Origin of the sequence: Flagellimonas marina (assembly GCF_042651185.1) — a bacterium.
Taxonomy (GTDB): Bacteria; Bacteroidota; Bacteroidia; order Flavobacteriales; family Flavobacteriaceae; genus Flagellimonas; species Flagellimonas marina.
This window is the reverse complement of the sequence record NZ_JBHSCL010000009.1, coordinates 296204-313724: the sequence shown is the minus strand read 5'-3', so window position 1 is coordinate 313724 and position 17521 is coordinate 296204. Positions and strand designations below refer to the sequence as shown.

Here is a 17521-nt window from a genome sequence, read left to right as displayed (position 1 = left end):
TGGCGGAAACGTATTGACAGTAAGGTATTGTCTAAATCCAACTTAACACTTTTAAAAACGAAAAGGAATAGGTGGGATAACTAAGTTAACCCACTTGCCCCAAAAGCACATATACGGCCAAAGTGGCCAATACCAAAATCAGACTGAAACCTTTGGCATATTTCCACTGGGTAACATCAACCCCCCCAACATCTGTGATACTAAACGTATTGACTCGTGGAGACCAGCGAGATACTAGCAGCATCACAAGAATATTCAAGACAAACTCAATGCCCCAAAGATGTACGTAGTGCACATTTACCTTCAAGATAAAATTGGTAACCACATAGAAAATCAACCCAAACAACAACCCTACTTTGGCTCCTTTAGCAGAAACCTTGGGCAAAAAGAAACCAGCAAGAATCACGGTGGCCATCGGAATAAAGAAGATACCATTTAGCTGTTGCAATAATTGGTATAGTCCTCGTGGGGCATGGGCAATGAACGGGGCAATGCCAATGGCAAAAATTGCCAGTAGGGCCGATGTGGCCTTACCCATGTGGACCAACCGTTTTTCACTGGCATTTTTGTTTACGTATCTTTTGTAGATGCCCAAACTAAAAATGGTGGCCGCACTGTTCAAAGCACTGTTGAATGTACTTAAAATAGCTCCCATTAACACGGCTACAAAAAAGCCTGTCATCCAGAAGGGCAGGACCTTTTTTACCAAGCTTGGATAGACCAACTCCTTTTGGTCGTAAAACGTGTCGTTAAAATAGTAATAAGCAATGATGCCTGGGAGGACAATGATGAGCGGCACCAAGATTTTCAGCAGACCGGTGTAGAGCAATCCTTTTTGGGCTTCTTTTAAATTGACCGCACCCAAAGCCCGCTGGATAATGGATTGGTGCATCGTCCAAAAATAGAGCTGGTTGATAATCAATCCAGTGAACAACACCCCAAACGGCATAATGGCGTCGCGGGAACCTTCACCTACAGAAACTTCATTGCTGATGACGTTGAATTTTTCGGGGGCTTTTTCAAAAACTAGTCGCAACCCTTCCAGAATGTTTCCATCGCCAATATTCCAAAGTGCCAAAACAGGAATGGAGATGCCTGCAATCAGAAGTCCAAAACCATTGATAGTGTCCGTGTAGGCCACCATTTTTAATCCGCCGAAAATGGCGTAGACCGCACCAATACAACCCACGGTGACCACGGTTAGCCAAAGCCCTTCGTTTTGGGTGATGCCCAATAGCCCAGAAATGTCAAAAATCTGCTCAATACTAATTGCTCCTGAATATAGCACAATAGGCAACAGCGTGGAAACAAAGGAAATAATCAACAAAAATGCAATGATGGTTCGGGTTAGTCCATCAAAGCGTTTCTCTAAAAATTCAGGGATGGTGGTGAGTCCCATTTTCAAATAACGAGGGGCAAAATACAGGGCGGCAGCTACCAATGCCAAGGCCGATGTGACCTCCCAAGCAATGATAATTCCACCATGCTTATACGCATCACCATTCATGCCCACCAAATGTTCGGTGGAGATGTTGGTCAATAGCAAGGACCCTGCAATGATGATTCCAGTTAGGCTGCGTCCACCTAAAAAATACCCGTCTTGGGTGGAAAGCTTATCCTTTCTGAGTTTCCAGCTGGAGTAGGCAGCTACAAAGGCCGTAAAAACAAAAAAACTGATGAATTGTACCATCTAAAACCGAATCGTATCGGGCAGATATTTAGCGGCCAAATCCTCATAATAGGGACGTAGTTCCTTTACGTTGGGTTTTACCGGTGCCTTGGTGTACAAGTCATACGGATTGAATTTATTCACCCACTTGAACATTTCATGGTCATGTTTGTCCATCAAATGATCATAAGCATGTTCCCTATGTTGGGCATAAAAGCTGTGATAACGAATCATATAAAGCCCCTCCTCGGGCAGATAATCCTTCATTACGTGGTACAGGTATTCATCGTGTCCCCAAGACATATGCACATTGCGTAAACCGCAATTTTCTTTGTACACACCCAACCTGGTGTTGTATTGCTCGTTGTTGATATCAGGATTGGAAGTAAAGAATTCGGGATAGACAATTTTGTCCGAAAATTGACAGCCCACCGGGAAGGTGTCTCCTACCACGGCCCATTGTGGCTCACCGAACAGACAGAGTACTTTACCCAAATCGTGAAGGAATCCTGTGAGGACAAACCAATCCGGTTGCCCATCCGCACGAATGGCCTCAGAGGTTTGCAAAAGGTGTTGGGTCTGGTCCAAGTCAATATCTGGATCGGAATCGTCTACCAAAGTATTAAGATATTCCACGGCATCCCAGAGTCCCATTTCTTTGCGATTTAGCGAAAGGAACTCCTTTTCCTTTTCAACGACAAAATCATAGGTCTGATAACTATGGTTCATCCGATAGAATTCCTTTACCGTGTCTCGGACGGGGTTGTCGTAGTTTCGGAACTCTTCTTTGGATTTATTGGGTTTTTCAGGATAACGCTCCAACAAATCGTCTTCCCAAAGCTCCATCATATCATGGGCTTCTTTCTTTTGTTTTGGGTTTAGCTTCATCTTTTGCAAATTAAGGGTGTGCGACCTATTGCCTTAAAAGTAACTTTTTTTTGGCTTAAAAGCTAAAGGGACAGCACTTTGCCACCTATACGATATCTTTTGCATGACGAACCCACCTTGGAGCATCGTCAATTTCTTGTCGAAGCAAAAGATTGAGCTGAGCGGCATGGTGCTGAACATGGCGCATGTTATAAAGTAAAATTTCAACCACATTGTAATCCATGGTTTTTGATTGGTTGATCCAATGTTGTTGAACAGATTCTTGGTTTAACCCATGGATGAGTGTCTTGCATTTTTCCCTACAATACCTCAAATATTCAAGAATTTCTGACTTTGAATAGGTACGAGAGGGCATTCTATCCTCAAATTCAGATTCGTCAAACGGAAGGGGAGGAGCAAAATTGGTGGGATCGGGAGTCAGATAGTAATCCAAAAAAAAGATACAGTGATAGGCATTGTACCAAAACTTTTTTTCATTGTCCCATACCTTTTCTGGACATAGGGAAATGGCATTGTGCAACATATCAATACTTGCTCCAAATTGACTCCATAGAATGGATTTAAGCTGATTTACTTTCATTGGATAGTTTTTGAAACAGTCTTACCAAGATAACCAAACTTTTAGCATCTTAGAAGATGGTGTATCGCAATCCAAAAAACCCACGAATACCTTGGTTGGGCCCATACACATAAGCAGGGTCAAACGTAAGGGCGTAAGGGTTGTTGGGTGTGGCTACTGCATTGCCATTGTTGTCGAAAGTAACTTCTCTATCAAAAGGATCATTGGCACGGGCAATAATAAAAGGGTTACCACGATTAGGGGTCCAATCCAACAGGTTTTTAATCCCGCCGTATACTTCAAAATTGTCCAACCCTTTATACGTGAACTGAATGTTTTGGATGCTCCAAGTTGGGGAATATTCCCGTCGGGGATCCAATTCGCCCAACAGGGGCAAGCGCATGGGGCCATACAAGTTTCCCGTGTAATCAATGGTTAAGTCAATCGGTCGGAAGCTATAGGTAAGTCCCCAGGTGGCGGTAATGCTTTCCGTAAGGATTTGTTGTTGTGTTACCCCATCCTCAGTACTGCTAACATCTTGCCATGTAGCACCGGCCATAACCTTGAATCCGTTGGGAAAAGCGATGTCCAAATTGGCACTGATACCTTGTGAAACTGACTTTCCATCCAGATTATCATAGATAATTTGGTTGGGATTTGTATCATAATCCGGTAGAATAACATTGGAGAAATGCGTATAGAACGCAGAGGCATCCAAACCAATAAAAGTTCCATTGTCGCTATAGATTTTCTTCAAATAGTTGAGGTTGACATTTACGGAGCGCTCTGGTTTCAGTTCTTCTGCGATAATAACCTCTCGTGCACCTGTGAGAGCAGCATGGTCTTCAGTAAACAAGTTCACAACTCGAAAACCTGTTCCAAAATTCAACCGAAAGATGTCGTTGTCGGACACTTTCCACTTGTAGGCCGCCCGTGGTGTAAAAATATTTCCGTGACGCTTATCATAGTCATAGCGTAGCCCTGCCAAAAAAGAATGCTTTGGGGCAAATTTTATTTCATCCTGTGCAAATAAACTCGGAATCCAGATGTTATCGGCTTCGGTGGTAGCAGGAGTGTTATCATCATAATAATTGTATCGCACTGCACTCCCGAACAACAAATCGTGGACACCGGCTTTTTTATCCCATGTCAATTGTGCAAAGCCTATGCGTTGGTCCGCCAAATATTCGGTGTCACCATAAACCGAGTTTTGATTGTGGTCGTTATATGAAAATGAAAGAAGGACTTTTTCTTCAAATGGCAATTGATATTTTCCAAGTACTTCCCATCGTCGAGTGTAGATGCTTTCCCCATAGATTTCATCCCCACCACGAAATTCTGGGGTCCATTGCATTTCACCACCCCATCGGTCTTCGTAGAAAAAACGCCCTGCCAAAGAGAACAACCGGCTATTCTCTCGTTCAAAATCCCACTTTTGAAAGATCGAAATTCGATCTTGAAGAGTGACATCGGTAAAGTTATCGCCGTTGTTGTCGATAGGATTGTCATAATTAAAATAATTAACCCCCAACAGGAGGTCTGTTTTTTTTCCGATATCGATTTTGCTTCCAATATCCAAATTGTACTCACCCCACCCTGTGGCAAAGGCATCGGCAAAAAATTCCGGCGCGCTCAGAGCATTTTTGGTGATAATATTGATTAAGCCCCCAACGGCTTCGCTACCATAAAGCGAGGAAGCTGGGCCTTTTACAATTTCAATTTGTTCAATAAGAGAGTTTGGGATGCCCGTAAGGCCGTACACCGTACCTAGGCCACTTACAATGGGCATGCCATCAATGAGGACCAAGGTGTAAGGACCTTCCAGGCCATTGATATGGATATCCCCTGTATTGCACACATTGCAATTGATTTGGGGTCTCACCCCGTTCACATTTTGGAGCGCATCAAACACGCTGGCTGTTGGATTCTTTTTCAAAAAGGTGGGGGAGTAGACCTCTACTGGCACAGGACTTTCCAGCCTACTTACCGGCTTTAAGGTACCTGTAACCACGGTTTCATCCAAACTTTGGGCCGAAGGTTCCAGCGATATGTTGATGGTTTTGGACTCATTGGCTTGCACGCTGATTTTTGTTTGATAGGGCAGGTATCCCAATGAGGTCACCAATAACGTATAATCACCAGGTTGAATATTGGTCAATTCAAATAAACCATCAATATCCGTTGCTGTTCCCATTTCGGTTCCCTTTAGAAGCACATTGGCCAAGGGTAGAGCTTCACCATTTTCAGTTACCTTTCCGCTAATGGAAGCCAATTGGGCAAAGCAATTGCTGCTAGACGCCGCTAGGCATAGAATGAAGATATATGTACAAATTGATTTCAACATGTTTAAAATTAAATTTAGACAAAACTAAAAATTGGTTTTGACAAATAAAAATGTATTTTTGAAAAAATTTTTTTCATGACCCGTTCCGAAGAGAACTATTTGAAAACCATTTTTCATTTGGGAGGCAATGATTCCGCTCCCATAACCACCAATGCCATTGCGGAGCAAATGGAAACCAAACCGTCTTCCGTGACCGATATGGCCAAAAAACTGGCTGAAAAGGGGTTGGTGAACCATAAAAAATATCAAGGAGTTTCCCTTACCGAATTAGGTACAAAGACAGCATTGGGAATCATCCGAAAACATCGGTTGTGGGAAGTTTTTTTGGTGAAGAAATTAGATTTTTCTTGGGATGAGGTCCATGAAGTAGCCGAGCAGTTGGAACACATTAAAAGTGAAAAATTGATAGATAAGATTGATGCACTTTTGGATTTTCCCAAGTATGATCCCCATGGAGACCCCATCCCCACCAAAGATGGAAAGTTTCAAGAACGGGACGAACAATTACTCAGTGATATGAGCATCAATTCCAAAGGAGTTTGTGTGGGTGTTAAGGATTCCTCGGCCCCCTTTTTAAAGTTTTTGGATAAAAACGGTATTGCCTTGGGCAAGACCATAAAGATTTTGGACATAGAGGATTTTGACCAATCGCTTCATATTGAAATGGAGGGGAATGAACTTCGCATTTCCCATCAAATCGCATCTAATTTATTTGTAAAAAGAAACGACTGATGGAACAAGTAATACACTATTTTCAAGAAATAGATCCCATTTTGGCAGCTTTGTATGCCACACTGTTTACATGGGGATTGACCGCTGCTGGGGCAGGGTTGGTGTTTCTGTTCAAAAGTCCTAATCGGGCCTTGATGGATGGAATGTTGGGCTTTACCGGAGGAGTAATGGTCGCTGCGAGTTTTTGGAGTCTGTTGGCACCTGGAATCGAAATGAGCCCTGGTGACGGTTTTGTTAAGGTAATTCCAGCGGCTGTCGGCTTCTTATTGGGAGCAGGCTTTATTTTTGGACTGGATAAAATTTTGCCCCATGTGCACATCAATTTTAAGATGGACGAGGCCGAGGGGGTGAAGACCCCTTGGCACCGCACCACACTGTTGGTACTGGCCATTACCTTGCACAACATTCCTGAAGGGTTGGCCGTTGGGGTGCTTTTTGGAGGTGTAGCTTCAGGTTTTGAGGGCGCCACTATTGGCGGGGCCGTTGCGTTGGCCTTGGGTATCGGGTTGCAAAACTTTCCAGAAGGTTTTGCCGTTGCAGTTCCAATGCGCAGGCATGGCCTAAGCCGAAGAAAGAGTTGGATGTACGGCCAAGCATCTGCACTAGTGGAACCCATAGCTGGTGTTTTGGGCGCTTGGGCAGTATTGACCTTTGAGCCTATATTGCCGTATGCACTTTCGTTTGCTGCCGGAGCCATGATTTTTGTTGTGGTAGAAGAAGTGATTCCCGAAACCCAACAAGACAAATACACCGATATTGCCACAATGGGTTTTATCGGTGGATTTATCATTATGATGATTTTGGATGTTGGCTTGGGCTAGTCCACAATAATTTTAGAGCCATTGGCTTTCATTAAAAGTGCGTTCACCTTGGGAAGCTCTTTTTCCAAAGTGTTGTTGAGTTTGGCCATGTGGCCATCCAATTCCTTTACCAACTCATCATATACTTTGTAGGCACCATCGGTGGGCCTGGCATCGCCAGTTTCAATACTCCGCTGTAAAGCATTCAACCTATTGTTCAACTTTATGGGGAAATTCAATGGGTCTTGGCCTGATTGGTTTTTGGTTTGATACAAATCATTTTCGATTTCAGTCAAAGTTGCCATAAAACCTTCAGACAATTTTTTAAACGCCCTGCTTGAAACACCTTTGCCCAAACTGTCCAGTTGCTTTCGGATTTCCCGAATTTGTATCACGGCTTCATTGGCAATGGTTGCTTTTTTGGTGATTTTGGAAGCCAGTTCAAACTGCTTTTGAAGGTCTTCGGCGGTAACCCCTTCTAAATTGGGATCTAGGGTAATCTTAAACGGAGCGGTTTGCACAACCTCATCTCCTATCTTCATCTGTAGGGTATAGGTGCCCAACGGTGCTTTGGGGCCTCTATCTGCCTTGGCGCCCCAAATAATGATGCCATCAAAAGTTGTTGGGCCTGGATAACGAAGGTTCCATGTAAAACTGTTCAATCCTTTCGCCGTGGTCGGTTTGGTACTATCGTTTCCGCCCCACCAAGAGGATTCGGCTTTCTCTTCATATTTAGGCTGATTGCCCCCAAATGAATCAATGAGGTCACCATTGGCATCCAAAATCTCAAAGGTAATGGTGTCCACTTGTTCCTGAAGATGGTATTGAAAAGTGGCATCATAAATTCCACGGATGGCATCGGTTGGCTTGAACAAGGTGTATTTCTTTTTCCGAAGCTCTTCGGAATATTCTCTAAAAGGCTGAATGTCGTCCAAAATCCAAAATCCCCTTCCGTGGGATCCCAATACCACATCATTGTCCTTGATCACTAGATCTCGGATGGGGGTATCCGGTAAATTCAATTGAAGGGATTGCCATTGGGCCCCGGCATTAATGGAAAAATAAACCCCATGTTCCGTCGCCAAAAAGAGCAACCCCTCTCTTTGGTGATCTTCACGAATGGCACGGGCAAAGTGTCCCGGTGCTATTCCATCAATGATTTTGGTCCAAGTTTTTCCGTAATCATGTGTTTTAAAAACATAAGGCTCGCGGTCATCTACCTGATAGCGGTTGGCGGCCACGTACAAGGTGCCTGGGTTATGAACCGACTCTTCAATGATACTTACCCTTGAATACTTTGGAAGATTTGAAGGAGTGATGTCCGTCCAATTTTTTCCCCCGTCACGGGTGATATGGATTTTTCCATCATCCGATCCTGCCCAAATGGTATTAATGTCATGATTGGAAGGCGCCAGTGCAAATACAGTCGCATAGATTTCAGGGCCGTTCATATCGTTGGTGATCACCCCTCCCGTTTTGCCTAAGGTCTCGGGGTCTGCATAGGTGAGGTCTGGACTAATTTTCTCCCACGTCTGACCATCATTGGTGGTTTTCCAAACATGTTGGGAGCAGGTGTACATCACATTCGGGTCCTTAGGGGCGAACATTATGGGGAAGGTCCATTGCCAACGTTCTGGTAGAGCACTTGCAGGTTCCCCAGAGAAAAACCGAGGGTACACTTGAATGTCCCGGATTTGGCCATTGCTCCGGTCATAGCGGGTGAGCAAAGCACCTTGGCTCCCAGCGTAGAAAATATCTGGATCGGTAGGGCTTTGGGTAATCCAACCACTTTCGCCACCCCCAACGGCATAATACCAATCGGGGCTAGGCCCTCTGGCCTGCATAAAGTCCCAACCATCGCTTGGTATGGCCAAGGTGGAATTATCTTGTTGGGCGCCCACTACGTGATAAGGTACATCACTTGTGGCCATCACATGATAAAATTGCGAAGTAGGATAGTCTTCCGCTGTCCATGTTTTTCCGCCATTGATGCTTACGGTTCCACCCCCATCGTTGGAACTGACCATTCTATCTGGATTATTGGGGTCAATCCACAGATCATGATTGTCTCCATGAGGGACTTCAATTTCCACATCAAACGTTTTTCCGCCATCTGTGGATTTATAGAAATCCACATTCAATCCATAGACCACATCCTTATCCTTGGGGTCTGCGACCAATCTGGAATAATAAAAGGCCCGTTGTCTCAATTTACGCTCATTGTTGGTCAATTCCCAGGTCTTTCCTGCATCATCCGAACGGAAAACACCACCTTCATTGGCTTCAACAACGGCCCAAACCCTGTTGGAATCCACAGGGGATACGGTTACCCCAATTTTTCCGATAGGGCCTTTGGGCATTCCGGGATTTTGGGTAAGGTCGGTCCAAGTTTCACCGCCATCTGTGGATTTCCACAATTTACATTCAGGTCCACCACCCCACATTTTCCAAGCTTTTCGGTATACCTGCCAAGTGCTGGCATAGAGCACATTGGGGTTATTCCGGTCAATGATCAAATCAGCAGCCCCGGTTTTATCACTGACATACAAAACCTTCTTCCACGTTTTCCCACCATCGGTACTTTTAAAAACCCCACGTTCTGGGTTGTCTCCATAAGGATGCCCAAGAGCGGCTACATAAACAATATTTTCGTTGGTCGGGTCCACACGAACTCGGGCAATGGCCTGTGTTTCTTCAAGTCCCAAATGGGTCCAGGTTTTTCCACCATCGGTGGTTTTGTAAACCCCATCGCCTTGTGTAATGCTTCCGCGCAGCTGGGTCTCACCCATGCCAATATAGACCACATCGGGATTGGTCTCTGCCACGGCCACCGCACCCACGGAAGAACTTGTAATTTGCCCATCCGTAACACAAGACCATGTATTTCCGCCATCAATGGTTTTCCAGAGTCCACCTCCGGTGGCTCCAAAGTAATATTCGAAGGGTCTAGATGGACTTCCGGGACAGCCTAAAGACCGCCCTCCACGATTGGGGCCAATGTTACGCCATTCAAAACCGCTGTAAAAACTAGTGTCAACGGCTACGGTATTTTGGGCATTTTGTGTTTGGATAAGCAATAGTGAGAGCAAACAAGTAAGCATTACCTGGATCCTCGCTGAGCTGGGTTGAATTTTCATCATGTAAAATTGAGTTGAGTCGTTTGTCAAAACCCCAATTTACTGAATCTTTTTGAATCGATTACGGATAAAATCCAGTTATGCTGAATGCAATACCTGCACTGAAGATTCAATAGAAAAGCCAATGCGATTTGTACCACATTGGCCTTATTGCGATGGTGTTGATATTAGAAGCTAATACCATCATTATTTTCCCATCGTGCAATCATACCCCATCCATAAAAATAGCTGGTCAAACCAATTAAAATTTCGTTTTCACCTTCTTGCAGAGGAATTTCAATGATGGTGTTCTCAATAGTGGCTCTTCCGAGAGGCTCCTTCATGCCCGGGGTACCATAGTAGTTTTTGTCGATGTACAATGGTTTTCCATTGATAAAGACCCAAACCTCATCATTAAACCCAAAGTTCAATTTTTTCTTTTGCATCTTATCCGAGGTAATGGTGGTTTTCAACCATGCCAGCCTTCTTTCGCCTTGTTTAGTGCCCCCATATTTTTTGGTGAGGTTTACCATAGATCTTTGGCCCGCTTGCAATGGTTTCCATGTGCTGCCAAAGACTGTGGAGTCAATGACCACTCCCGGACTTACAACTATTTGTTTCATCAAATCTTTGCCAAACGGAAAATTGATAGGTTCTGATACTAGCCAATTACGTAAATAGCGGGAATCGTTGGCAGTAGGATCGTACCCGGCAGATGAAGGTATCCCTTCAATAGCGTTCGGTGTCACTACCATATTCGCATAAACCACGTCACCTGAAAGACCAATGCCACCAGATTTTGTCAACCCTTCCAGAGCGGGTACCCAAAGGGCCACGTTTTCCATATCGTTGACATACGCTCTCATCTGATTTTCTGAAATCACCAATTTAATATGGTTCCATTGGTTCTCGTAAAGTTGTGCGGCAGCTTGGTAATCGTCGGTGAGATCCCAAAGATTGACCTTGTCCACGACCGCGGCATATTGCATGTTGTTTCTCCGCTGCGGCTGTGGCTTGCCAAAATAGCGTAGATAGAAGGTTTCTGAGTTTAGGGTATCCTTGTCCACATGAAATGTGATTCCAGGGAACCCTCGACCTTTGAGTTCAACATCAAACTCAATGGTTCCTGTGGAAAAATCAAAGTCCTTGAGCATAAGACCTATTGGATTACCATCGGTGCTTTTTGCTGCGGAGACAGATTTGTAGGTAGTGAATTCCACATTGTCGGTCAGGGCAGACCAATATTTTTCTGTGAAGGGAAATTCAACAGGTTTGTTTTGTTTTGGGCCTTGCGCATAAAAAGTAAAACTGAAAGCCACACACAGAATTACCGATACCAGTTTGTTGATTGAATTGTTCATTTTTTAATGATTTGAATTTTACAAGTACATTTGATTTTGAGTAAAAGTAAATGGAGCTGAGTTCCATTGCCCAACGATTACTTGTTCAATCCTGATTAATCCTGTTCAACCTAGGTTGCTGAACACACGCTTGTTAGATTTATGGAAAAATCGAAACACCACATGATTGATATTCTGGTAGCGCAAATTGAAGAACGCTTGGGTTGGGGCAGTGGTTCGGAGTGGAGCAATAGGGACTTTGAGGAGTTGAGCGACCTTATTTTTGATAGTACCAAGAAGCGGTTGAGCGTTACCACCTTAAAAAGAATTTGGGGCCGGGCCGAGTTGGTGGCGAATCCAAGCTCCGCGACTTTGGATATCCTTTCGGAATTTAGCGGATACGAAAACTGGCGTGAATTCGCCAACAGTGCAGCTACAAATACGGCCTTACTAAGCAAGAAAAAGCACGTTGGCCGTTTTCATCTTCCTGCCATTGTTTTAATTCTTATGGGGATAGCGATTTTGGCTACTATTTTTGGTGCCCTTACCACTAGAAAAAGTATTGACGCATCGGAATTTGAGTTCAAAAGCAGGCCTGTAAGTGATGAGATTCCCAATTCCGTGATTTTTGAGTACGATGCTTCGGCAGCGGATGACCTTGCAATAATTGAAATTCAACAAAGTTGGGATAAAAATAAACGGGTGGCCATCAACAGAAAAGATAGTGTGGCAACAAGCATCTACTATCGCCCAGGTTTTTTTAAATCAAAATTGGTGGTAGATGGGACCATTGTAAAAGAGCACGATGTCTTTATCCAAACCAAGGATTGGTTGGGCGTCATTGAGCGAGATACCCTTCCAATTTATCTTAAAAAAGAAGAGATTAAGGATAACAATGGAGTTTCCGTTTCCCATGAAACTTTGGCCGAATACGGAATTGACCCAAAGACTACAAATGTGAGATCCAGCTTATATCTTGTTAAGGATTTTGGTGGAATTTACACGGATGATTTTGACTTATCCATGGCGGTTAAAAATACCTTCGAGCAGGGGTTGAGTGGGTGTCGGAGCTTTCAGTTGTATGTACTATACGATGGAGGAGCCATTGGCATTCCATTGGCAAAAAGGGGGTGTGCTTCCAATTTGAATGTTTTGGCTTTTGATAAAACTATCGACGGGAAAAAGAACGATCTTTCCGCTTTTGGGGTCGACTTTATAAATTTTGTGAGCCTTGAATTGATTTCAAAGCTTGGCGTTGCCCGGATTTTGATCAACGGAGAACAGGCTTACACCATGAATGGGCCAGAGACCCCACGGCACATAAAAGGGATTGTTATTCACTTTGAAGGAACTGGGGCTGTACAAAATGTGGAGTTAAAAAGTTCCGAAAGGATGTTTTATTCTTCAGGTGATACTACTTTGTGACCCCATTCTTCAACGTAGCTCTGCCAAAATCAACGAATAATCATGCTGTAGATCCTCATGCAGCGCGGGTATTTTCTTTTCAATATAATCCAATTGACGCTGGTACAGATTTTTGAGGGTGGTATTTCGTTGGATGCTTGGCCGAAAAGACTTCAGTTTTTCACAGAAATACAATAGCAGTTCCACTTCGGTGGCCTTATTACCCGAATACCGGATATATTTTTTAACGGTTCGAAGGATTTTTCGAACACTCTTTTTAATGTAGAAATAACTGTTGATGTTGATTTCTGCGAACATGGCATCCATCTCTTCTTTTACGGTTTCAATGTACCCTTCCTCACTGTCCGATTCAAAAAGCAAGTAAGTGAGTAGCTCTTTGTTTTCTTTTTTGAATCGCGCCAAGCGCAGACAAAGCTGCATTACGTCTTCTTGCGATTTAAACTGGAGTTCTTTTTTGATTTGTGCAACAGTGGCGGCTTTCATATTTTAACTTCTTAGGTACGATGCGCCATTAACGTCGATTATGGTCCCAGAAGAGTAGGCAGCTTCGTCCGAGGCCAAAAATAAAATGGCGTGGGCCACCTCTTCGGGCTGGGCCATTCGTTTAAATGGAGATTCACGCAATAAATTTTCACGTTCCTCAGGGGTGAGGGTCTTTGCTGCCATTTCGGTTTCCGTAAATCCGGGTGCTACCACCCCAACATAAATGTTGTGGGGGGCCAATTTTTTGGCCAACGACTGACTCATGGCGTTCAAGGCAGCTTTGCTGGCGCCATATGCAGGTTTGGTGGGCTCACCTCTGAAAGCGCCACGGGAAGAAACATTCACGATATGTCCTCCACCGGTTTTCATCATAGCTTGTGCAGCCCAATAGCAAAGATTGGCGGCGGCAAAAAGGTTGGTTTCAAAGGTCTTTTCCCAAGCATGGGTCCAATGCTCAAAATCCACCGAATCAATTTCATGAAAAATGGAAATGCCAGCATTGTTTACCAACACATCAAGCCTACCAAATTCTTTTACAAAATCATTGATCAACGCTTCGGTTTCTGATTTTTGGGATATATCCCGTTTAAAAAGTTGATGACCTTCGCCGGGCAATTCTTTAAAAGTGATCTCGGCGGCTTCATCATTGCTTCTGTAATTTAGTCCGACTTTTGCGCCCTTTTCCGCAAAGGCCATTGCTGTTGCTTTTCCAATGCCACGGGAGGCACCTGTGATTAGAATGGTTTTGTTGGGAAAGTCCATAATCCAAAAATTACTTTTCAAAGATAATAGGAAAGTATCGTCTTGAATCCTAAATGGAATTGCATTACTTTTAAAAACTTCAAAAACCAGAACAATGCGCAAACTAATTCTTTTTCTTTTCCTTGGAACGGTAGTCCAATTCTCTTCAGCACAAAAAAAGGACTTTTCCTATCTCGATATTTTTGATTTGCAATATGCCTCCGACCCCCAAATTTCTCCAAATGGGGAATGGGTAGTGTACCAACGAATGGGTTTTGATATTATGGGCGATAAATCCTTTGGAAACCTTTGGTTGATCAAGTCTGATGGAAGCCAAAACCAGAAACTTACGGCAAATGAGGCTAGTGAGAGCAATCCTCGCTGGTCCCCAAATGGAGACCGGATTGCATTTACCAGCAGCACGGATGAAGGTTCTGAAATTTATATGTACTGGGTGGCCACGGGCAAGGTTGCCAGATTGACCCAACTTCCTTTTAGCCCAAGTTCGTTGACTTGGTCACCAAATGGAAGTCAGTTGGCCTTTTCAATGAATGTGCCGCAGGCACCCCCTGTTATTGCTAAAATTCCGGCAAAACCTAAAGGCGCAAAATGGCAAGAAGCTCCCAGAATTACGGACCGTCTCTACCATGAGGCCGATGGTAGGGGTTATATTGAGCCCGGGTTCAACCATATTTTCGTGATTCCTGCCAATGGAGGCGCTCCCCGCCAAATCACCTCTGGTGACTGGCACCATCGTGGCACCTTATCTTGGGCCAAGGATGGTTCTAAAATCTATTTTTCTGCTAATAGAGTAGAAGATTGGGAATATCGGTTCCGAAATAGTGAAATCTATTCCGTTGCCGTGGAAACCGGAACTATTGTGGCTTTGACCGACCGTAATGGTCCAGATCAGGAACCACAGGTTTCACCGGATGGGGAATATATAGCTTATGTAGGTTACGAGGATAAAGTTCAGGCCCATCAAACCGATAAATTACACATTATGAATAGTGATGGCAGTAATAAGCGTGTTATTTCTGAAGGATTGGACCGGTCTGTTTCAGACATCAAATGGAATACGAAGGGGGATGGGATTTATGTCTATTATGACGACAAAGGAAATGGGAAAGTAGGACTGATTTCCCTTGATGGAAAGATCACTAAACTTGTGGACAATGTAGGGGGGACTAGCTTAGGAAGGCCGTATTCCGGAGGTTCGTACAGTGTTTCAAACAATGGCACTATTGCCTATACCCAAACCAGACCAGAGTACCCTGCCGATATCGCCATCCAAACATCAAGGTCTAAAAATCCAGACAGAATTACCAGTTTAAACAATGCACTGCTCAATTATAGAAACTTGGGCCAAGTGGAAGAGATTTGGTATAAATCTTCTGTGGATGGTCGCGATATTCAAGGGTGGGTGGTTTATCCTCCCAATTACGACAAGAACAAAAAATATCCCTTTATGGTGGAGAACCATGGCGGCCCTATTGCAAATTATGGAGATCGGTTCTCCATTGAAATGCAATTGTATGCGGCTGCCGGGTATATTGTCTTTTACCCAAACCCTAGGGGAAGTACCAGCTACGGTGAAGAGTTCGCCAACTTGTTGTACAATAATTACCCCGGGGAAGATTATAATGATGTAATGGACGGCGTGGACTTCTGCATCCAGAAAGGCATCGCCCATGAAGACCAACTTTTTGTGACCGGAGGTAGTGCCGGAGGAATCATGTCGGCCTGGATCATTGGAAAGAACAATCGTTTTGAAGCGGCTGTGGTGGCGAAACCGGTTATGAATTGGATTAGCAAAACCTTGACCGCCGACAACTATTTTTATTATGCTGAAAGCCGATATCCGGGGCAGCCATGGGAAAATTTTGAAGGCTACTGGAAATTTTCACCCATTTCACTCGTTGGTAATGTACAGACCCCAACCATGGTGATGGTGGGCATGGACGATTTGCGAACACCTCCAAGTGAGGCCAAACAGTTGTACCATGCCTTGAAACTTCGGAAAATTGAGACGGTTTTGGTGGAGATTCCCGGAGCAGGCCATGGCATTGCCAACAAGCCGAGCAATTTAATGGCCAAAGTGGCTCATACTATTGCTTGGTTCGATAAGTTTAGAACGGATAAAGAAAATGAATAAGAAAAAAAGACATTGGCTGTGGAACGTGCTCATAGTTCTTACACTGATTGTCTGTTTGCTCGCATTTGTGGCCCACTACAAAAACTGGGACAACATTGAGGATGGGCAATTCAAGATTTTTTCTGGAATCTATCATCAACGTATTTCCATAGCAGACATGGACAGCATCCTATTTGTAGAGAAGTTACCGGAAATGGAACGCTCTTCCGGTTTTTCATGGATGGCAAAGGAAAAGGGTATCTTCAAGGATTCCATCCGCAATACAAAAGTCTATGTTTTTGTGGACGATTTGCGACAACAAAAGATAAAACTGGTGCACCATGACACACTGCAACTATATTTTAACATGCAGGATAGTCTGGAGACCCAAAAAATATATGCTATTTTGCAATCCAAAATGCAAGACAACCTCGAAATGTCAAAATAATTTTTAAAAAAGCTTCCTAGCCATGAAAATGATTTTTTTCGGGATTTTGTTGTTGCCCCTTTCGCTATTCGCACAAAACACCATTTTAGTACATGTTAAAAATGTGGATTCTACCAATGGCCATGTCAATGTTGCTCTGTACGATTCAGATGAAACTTTTTTGTCTTTTGACGGTGTTTTAAAAACGGGAAGTGTCCCGGCCCGCGAAGGTGTCGTCACCTTACAAATTGTAGACTTACCCATAGGAGAATACGCCGTGGCGGTTTTCCATGATGAAAATGGAAATGGCAAACTGGATACCAATTGGTTGGGCATTCCAAAGGAAAAAGTGGCTTTTTCCAGAGCCAAAATGCATACATTCGGTCCTCCCAAATACAAGGAATGCGCTTTTAAGGTAACTTCGGATTATGAGATCAGTATTGATCTTTAAACAAATCAATTATATGGGGACAATTTTTTTAACACAGCTTATGGGAGCCATTTACGGATTGTTGGCTGTCATCTTTGGAGCATTTGGCGCACATGCCCTAAAAAAGAAATTGACCCCTGAACTATTGCATAGTTTTGAGACAGGGGTCAAATACCAAATGTACCATGCCATTGTTTTGCTGGTGTTGGGTTTTAACCTCGGATTTGATAAACCCTTGGATTCAGCCATAGCCAGTTGCTTTATTTTTGGAACCCTGTTGTTCTCTTTCAGTATTTATGCTCTTTGTCTTAGCGCGGCCAAAGGTGAAAAACTTCGATTTTTGGGTCCTGTTACCCCTATTGGAGGTTTGCTTTTGGTAGTAGGGTGGGGTTTATTGCTATACAGTTTTGTTTCACCTTTATTTTGATGTTAA

General features: G+C 43.7%; 15 protein-coding genes. 7 read left to right on the top strand and 8 right to left on the bottom strand.

Annotated elements, in window-relative coordinates:
- Positions 1–85: 85 nt before the first annotated feature.
- From ACFOWS_RS15195 to ACFOWS_RS15180, 4 genes are all read right to left on the bottom strand, one after another.
- Positions 86–1690 carry a solute:sodium symporter family transporter gene (locus tag ACFOWS_RS15195; RefSeq protein WP_379766305.1) on the bottom strand — a complete coding sequence of 535 codons (1605 nt, stop codon included), beginning with the start codon at positions 1688–1690 and terminating at the stop codon, positions 86–88.
- Complete coding sequence (locus ACFOWS_RS15190) at positions 1691–2557, bottom strand: inositol oxygenase family protein (RefSeq protein WP_379766302.1); 867 nt, start codon at positions 2555–2557, stop codon at positions 1691–1693.
- 85 nt (positions 2558–2642) lie between these two features.
- Positions 2643–3137 carry a DinB family protein gene (locus tag ACFOWS_RS15185; protein ID WP_379766299.1) on the bottom strand — a complete coding sequence of 165 codons (495 nt, stop codon included), beginning with the start codon at positions 3135–3137 and terminating at the stop codon, positions 2643–2645.
- Positions 3138–3186: 49 nt separating this feature from the next.
- Entirely contained in the window at positions 3187–5460 is a 2274-nt protein-coding gene (locus tag ACFOWS_RS15180) for a TonB-dependent receptor (protein WP_379766296.1), read from the bottom strand.
- A 75-nt stretch (positions 5461–5535) separates the two neighbouring features.
- Between ACFOWS_RS15180 and ACFOWS_RS15175 the strand changes: the two genes are divergently transcribed.
- Both ACFOWS_RS15175 and ACFOWS_RS15170 read left to right on the top strand, forming a co-directional pair.
- Positions 5536–6192, top strand: coding sequence for a metal-dependent transcriptional regulator (locus ACFOWS_RS15175; RefSeq protein ID WP_366586371.1), 657 nt, complete (start codon positions 5536–5538; stop codon positions 6190–6192).
- Positions 6192–7013: a ZIP family metal transporter gene (locus ACFOWS_RS15170; RefSeq protein WP_366586374.1), complete on the top strand. Its 822-nt coding sequence runs from the start codon at positions 6192–6194 to the stop codon at positions 7011–7013. The genes ACFOWS_RS15175 and ACFOWS_RS15170 overlap by 1 nt, the downstream gene beginning before the upstream one ends.
- Here ACFOWS_RS15170 and ACFOWS_RS15165 read toward each other — a convergent pair.
- Together ACFOWS_RS15165 and ACFOWS_RS15160 are read right to left on the bottom strand one after the other, a co-directional pair.
- The gene (locus ACFOWS_RS15165) at positions 7010–10081 is read right to left on the bottom strand and encodes a WD40/YVTN/BNR-like repeat-containing protein (RefSeq protein ID WP_379766292.1); all 3072 of its coding nucleotides are present in this window, start codon (positions 10079–10081) and stop codon (positions 7010–7012) included. The genes ACFOWS_RS15170 and ACFOWS_RS15165 overlap by 4 nt on opposite strands.
- A 215-nt stretch (positions 10082–10296) precedes the next feature.
- Positions 10297–11469: a hypothetical protein gene (locus ACFOWS_RS15160; protein WP_379766289.1), complete on the bottom strand. Its 1173-nt coding sequence runs from the start codon at positions 11467–11469 to the stop codon at positions 10297–10299.
- A 162-nt stretch (positions 11470–11631) separates the two neighbouring features.
- Here ACFOWS_RS15160 and ACFOWS_RS15155 point away from each other — a divergent pair, with 162 nt between their 5' ends.
- Positions 11632–12873, top strand: coding sequence for a hypothetical protein (locus ACFOWS_RS15155; protein WP_379766286.1), 1242 nt, complete (start codon positions 11632–11634; stop codon positions 12871–12873).
- Between the two features lie 9 nt (positions 12874–12882).
- Here the strand turns inward: ACFOWS_RS15155 and ACFOWS_RS15150 are convergent, their stop codons facing one another.
- Positions 12883–13356, bottom strand: a complete 474-nt coding sequence (locus ACFOWS_RS15150) for a hypothetical protein (protein ID WP_379766283.1) — start codon at positions 13354–13356, stop codon at positions 12883–12885.
- A gap of 3 nt (positions 13357–13359) precedes the next feature.
- Complete coding sequence (locus ACFOWS_RS15145) at positions 13360–14118, bottom strand: SDR family NAD(P)-dependent oxidoreductase (protein WP_379766280.1); 759 nt, start codon at positions 14116–14118, stop codon at positions 13360–13362.
- A 94-nt stretch (positions 14119–14212) separates the two neighbouring features.
- Between ACFOWS_RS15145 and ACFOWS_RS15140 the strand changes: the two genes are divergently transcribed.
- Genes ACFOWS_RS15140 through ACFOWS_RS15125 form a run of 4 tightly spaced genes read left to right on the top strand, consistent with a single transcriptional unit; the run spans position 14213 to position 17515 of the window.
- Entirely contained in the window at positions 14213–16252 is a 2040-nt protein-coding gene (locus ACFOWS_RS15140; RefSeq protein ID WP_379766277.1) for a S9 family peptidase, read from the top strand.
- Positions 16245–16679, top strand: a complete 435-nt coding sequence (locus ACFOWS_RS15135; RefSeq protein WP_379766274.1) for a hypothetical protein — start codon at positions 16245–16247, stop codon at positions 16677–16679. The genes ACFOWS_RS15140 and ACFOWS_RS15135 overlap by 8 nt, the downstream gene beginning before the upstream one ends.
- A 22-nt stretch (positions 16680–16701) precedes the next feature.
- A complete protein-coding gene (locus tag ACFOWS_RS15130) occupies positions 16702–17109 on the top strand; it encodes a DUF2141 domain-containing protein (protein WP_379766271.1) in 408 nt (135 codons plus the stop codon).
- Positions 17110–17122: 13 nt separating this feature from the next.
- Positions 17123–17515, top strand: coding sequence for a DUF423 domain-containing protein (locus ACFOWS_RS15125; RefSeq protein ID WP_379766268.1), 393 nt, complete (start codon positions 17123–17125; stop codon positions 17513–17515).
- The last annotated feature ends 6 nt before the right edge of the window (positions 17516–17521 follow it).

Bases quoted from the DNA above. Each gene is read 5' to 3' on its own strand.
- ACFOWS_RS15195 (WP_379766305.1), bottom strand. From the start codon at position 1,690: ATGGTACAATTCATCAGTTTTTTTGTTTTTACGGCCTTTGTAGCTGCC.
- ACFOWS_RS15190 (WP_379766302.1), bottom strand. From the start codon at position 2,557: ATGAAGCTAAACCCAAAACAAAAGAAAGAAGCCCATGATATGATGGAG.
- ACFOWS_RS15185 (WP_379766299.1), bottom strand. From the start codon at position 3,137: ATGAAAGTAAATCAGCTTAAATCCATTCTATGGAGTCAATTTGGAGCA.
- ACFOWS_RS15180 (WP_379766296.1), bottom strand. From the start codon at position 5,460: ATGTTGAAATCAATTTGTACATATATCTTCATTCTATGCCTAGCGGCG.
- ACFOWS_RS15175 (WP_366586371.1), top strand. From the start codon at position 5,536: ATGACCCGTTCCGAAGAGAACTATTTGAAAACCATTTTTCATTTGGGA.
- ACFOWS_RS15170 (WP_366586374.1), top strand. From the start codon at position 6,192: ATGGAACAAGTAATACACTATTTTCAAGAAATAGATCCCATTTTGGCA.
- ACFOWS_RS15160 (WP_379766289.1), bottom strand. From the start codon at position 11,469: ATGAACAATTCAATCAACAAACTGGTATCGGTAATTCTGTGTGTGGCT.
- ACFOWS_RS15155 (WP_379766286.1), top strand. From the start codon at position 11,632: ATGATTGATATTCTGGTAGCGCAAATTGAAGAACGCTTGGGTTGGGGC.
- ACFOWS_RS15150 (WP_379766283.1), bottom strand. From the start codon at position 13,356: ATGAAAGCCGCCACTGTTGCACAAATCAAAAAAGAACTCCAGTTTAAA.
- ACFOWS_RS15145 (WP_379766280.1), bottom strand. From the start codon at position 14,118: ATGGACTTTCCCAACAAAACCATTCTAATCACAGGTGCCTCCCGTGGC.
- ACFOWS_RS15140 (WP_379766277.1), top strand. From the start codon at position 14,213: ATGCGCAAACTAATTCTTTTTCTTTTCCTTGGAACGGTAGTCCAATTC.
- ACFOWS_RS15135 (WP_379766274.1), top strand. From the start codon at position 16,245: ATGAATAAGAAAAAAAGACATTGGCTGTGGAACGTGCTCATAGTTCTT.
- ACFOWS_RS15130 (WP_379766271.1), top strand. From the start codon at position 16,702: ATGAAAATGATTTTTTTCGGGATTTTGTTGTTGCCCCTTTCGCTATTC.
- ACFOWS_RS15125 (WP_379766268.1), top strand. From the start codon at position 17,123: ATGGGGACAATTTTTTTAACACAGCTTATGGGAGCCATTTACGGATTG.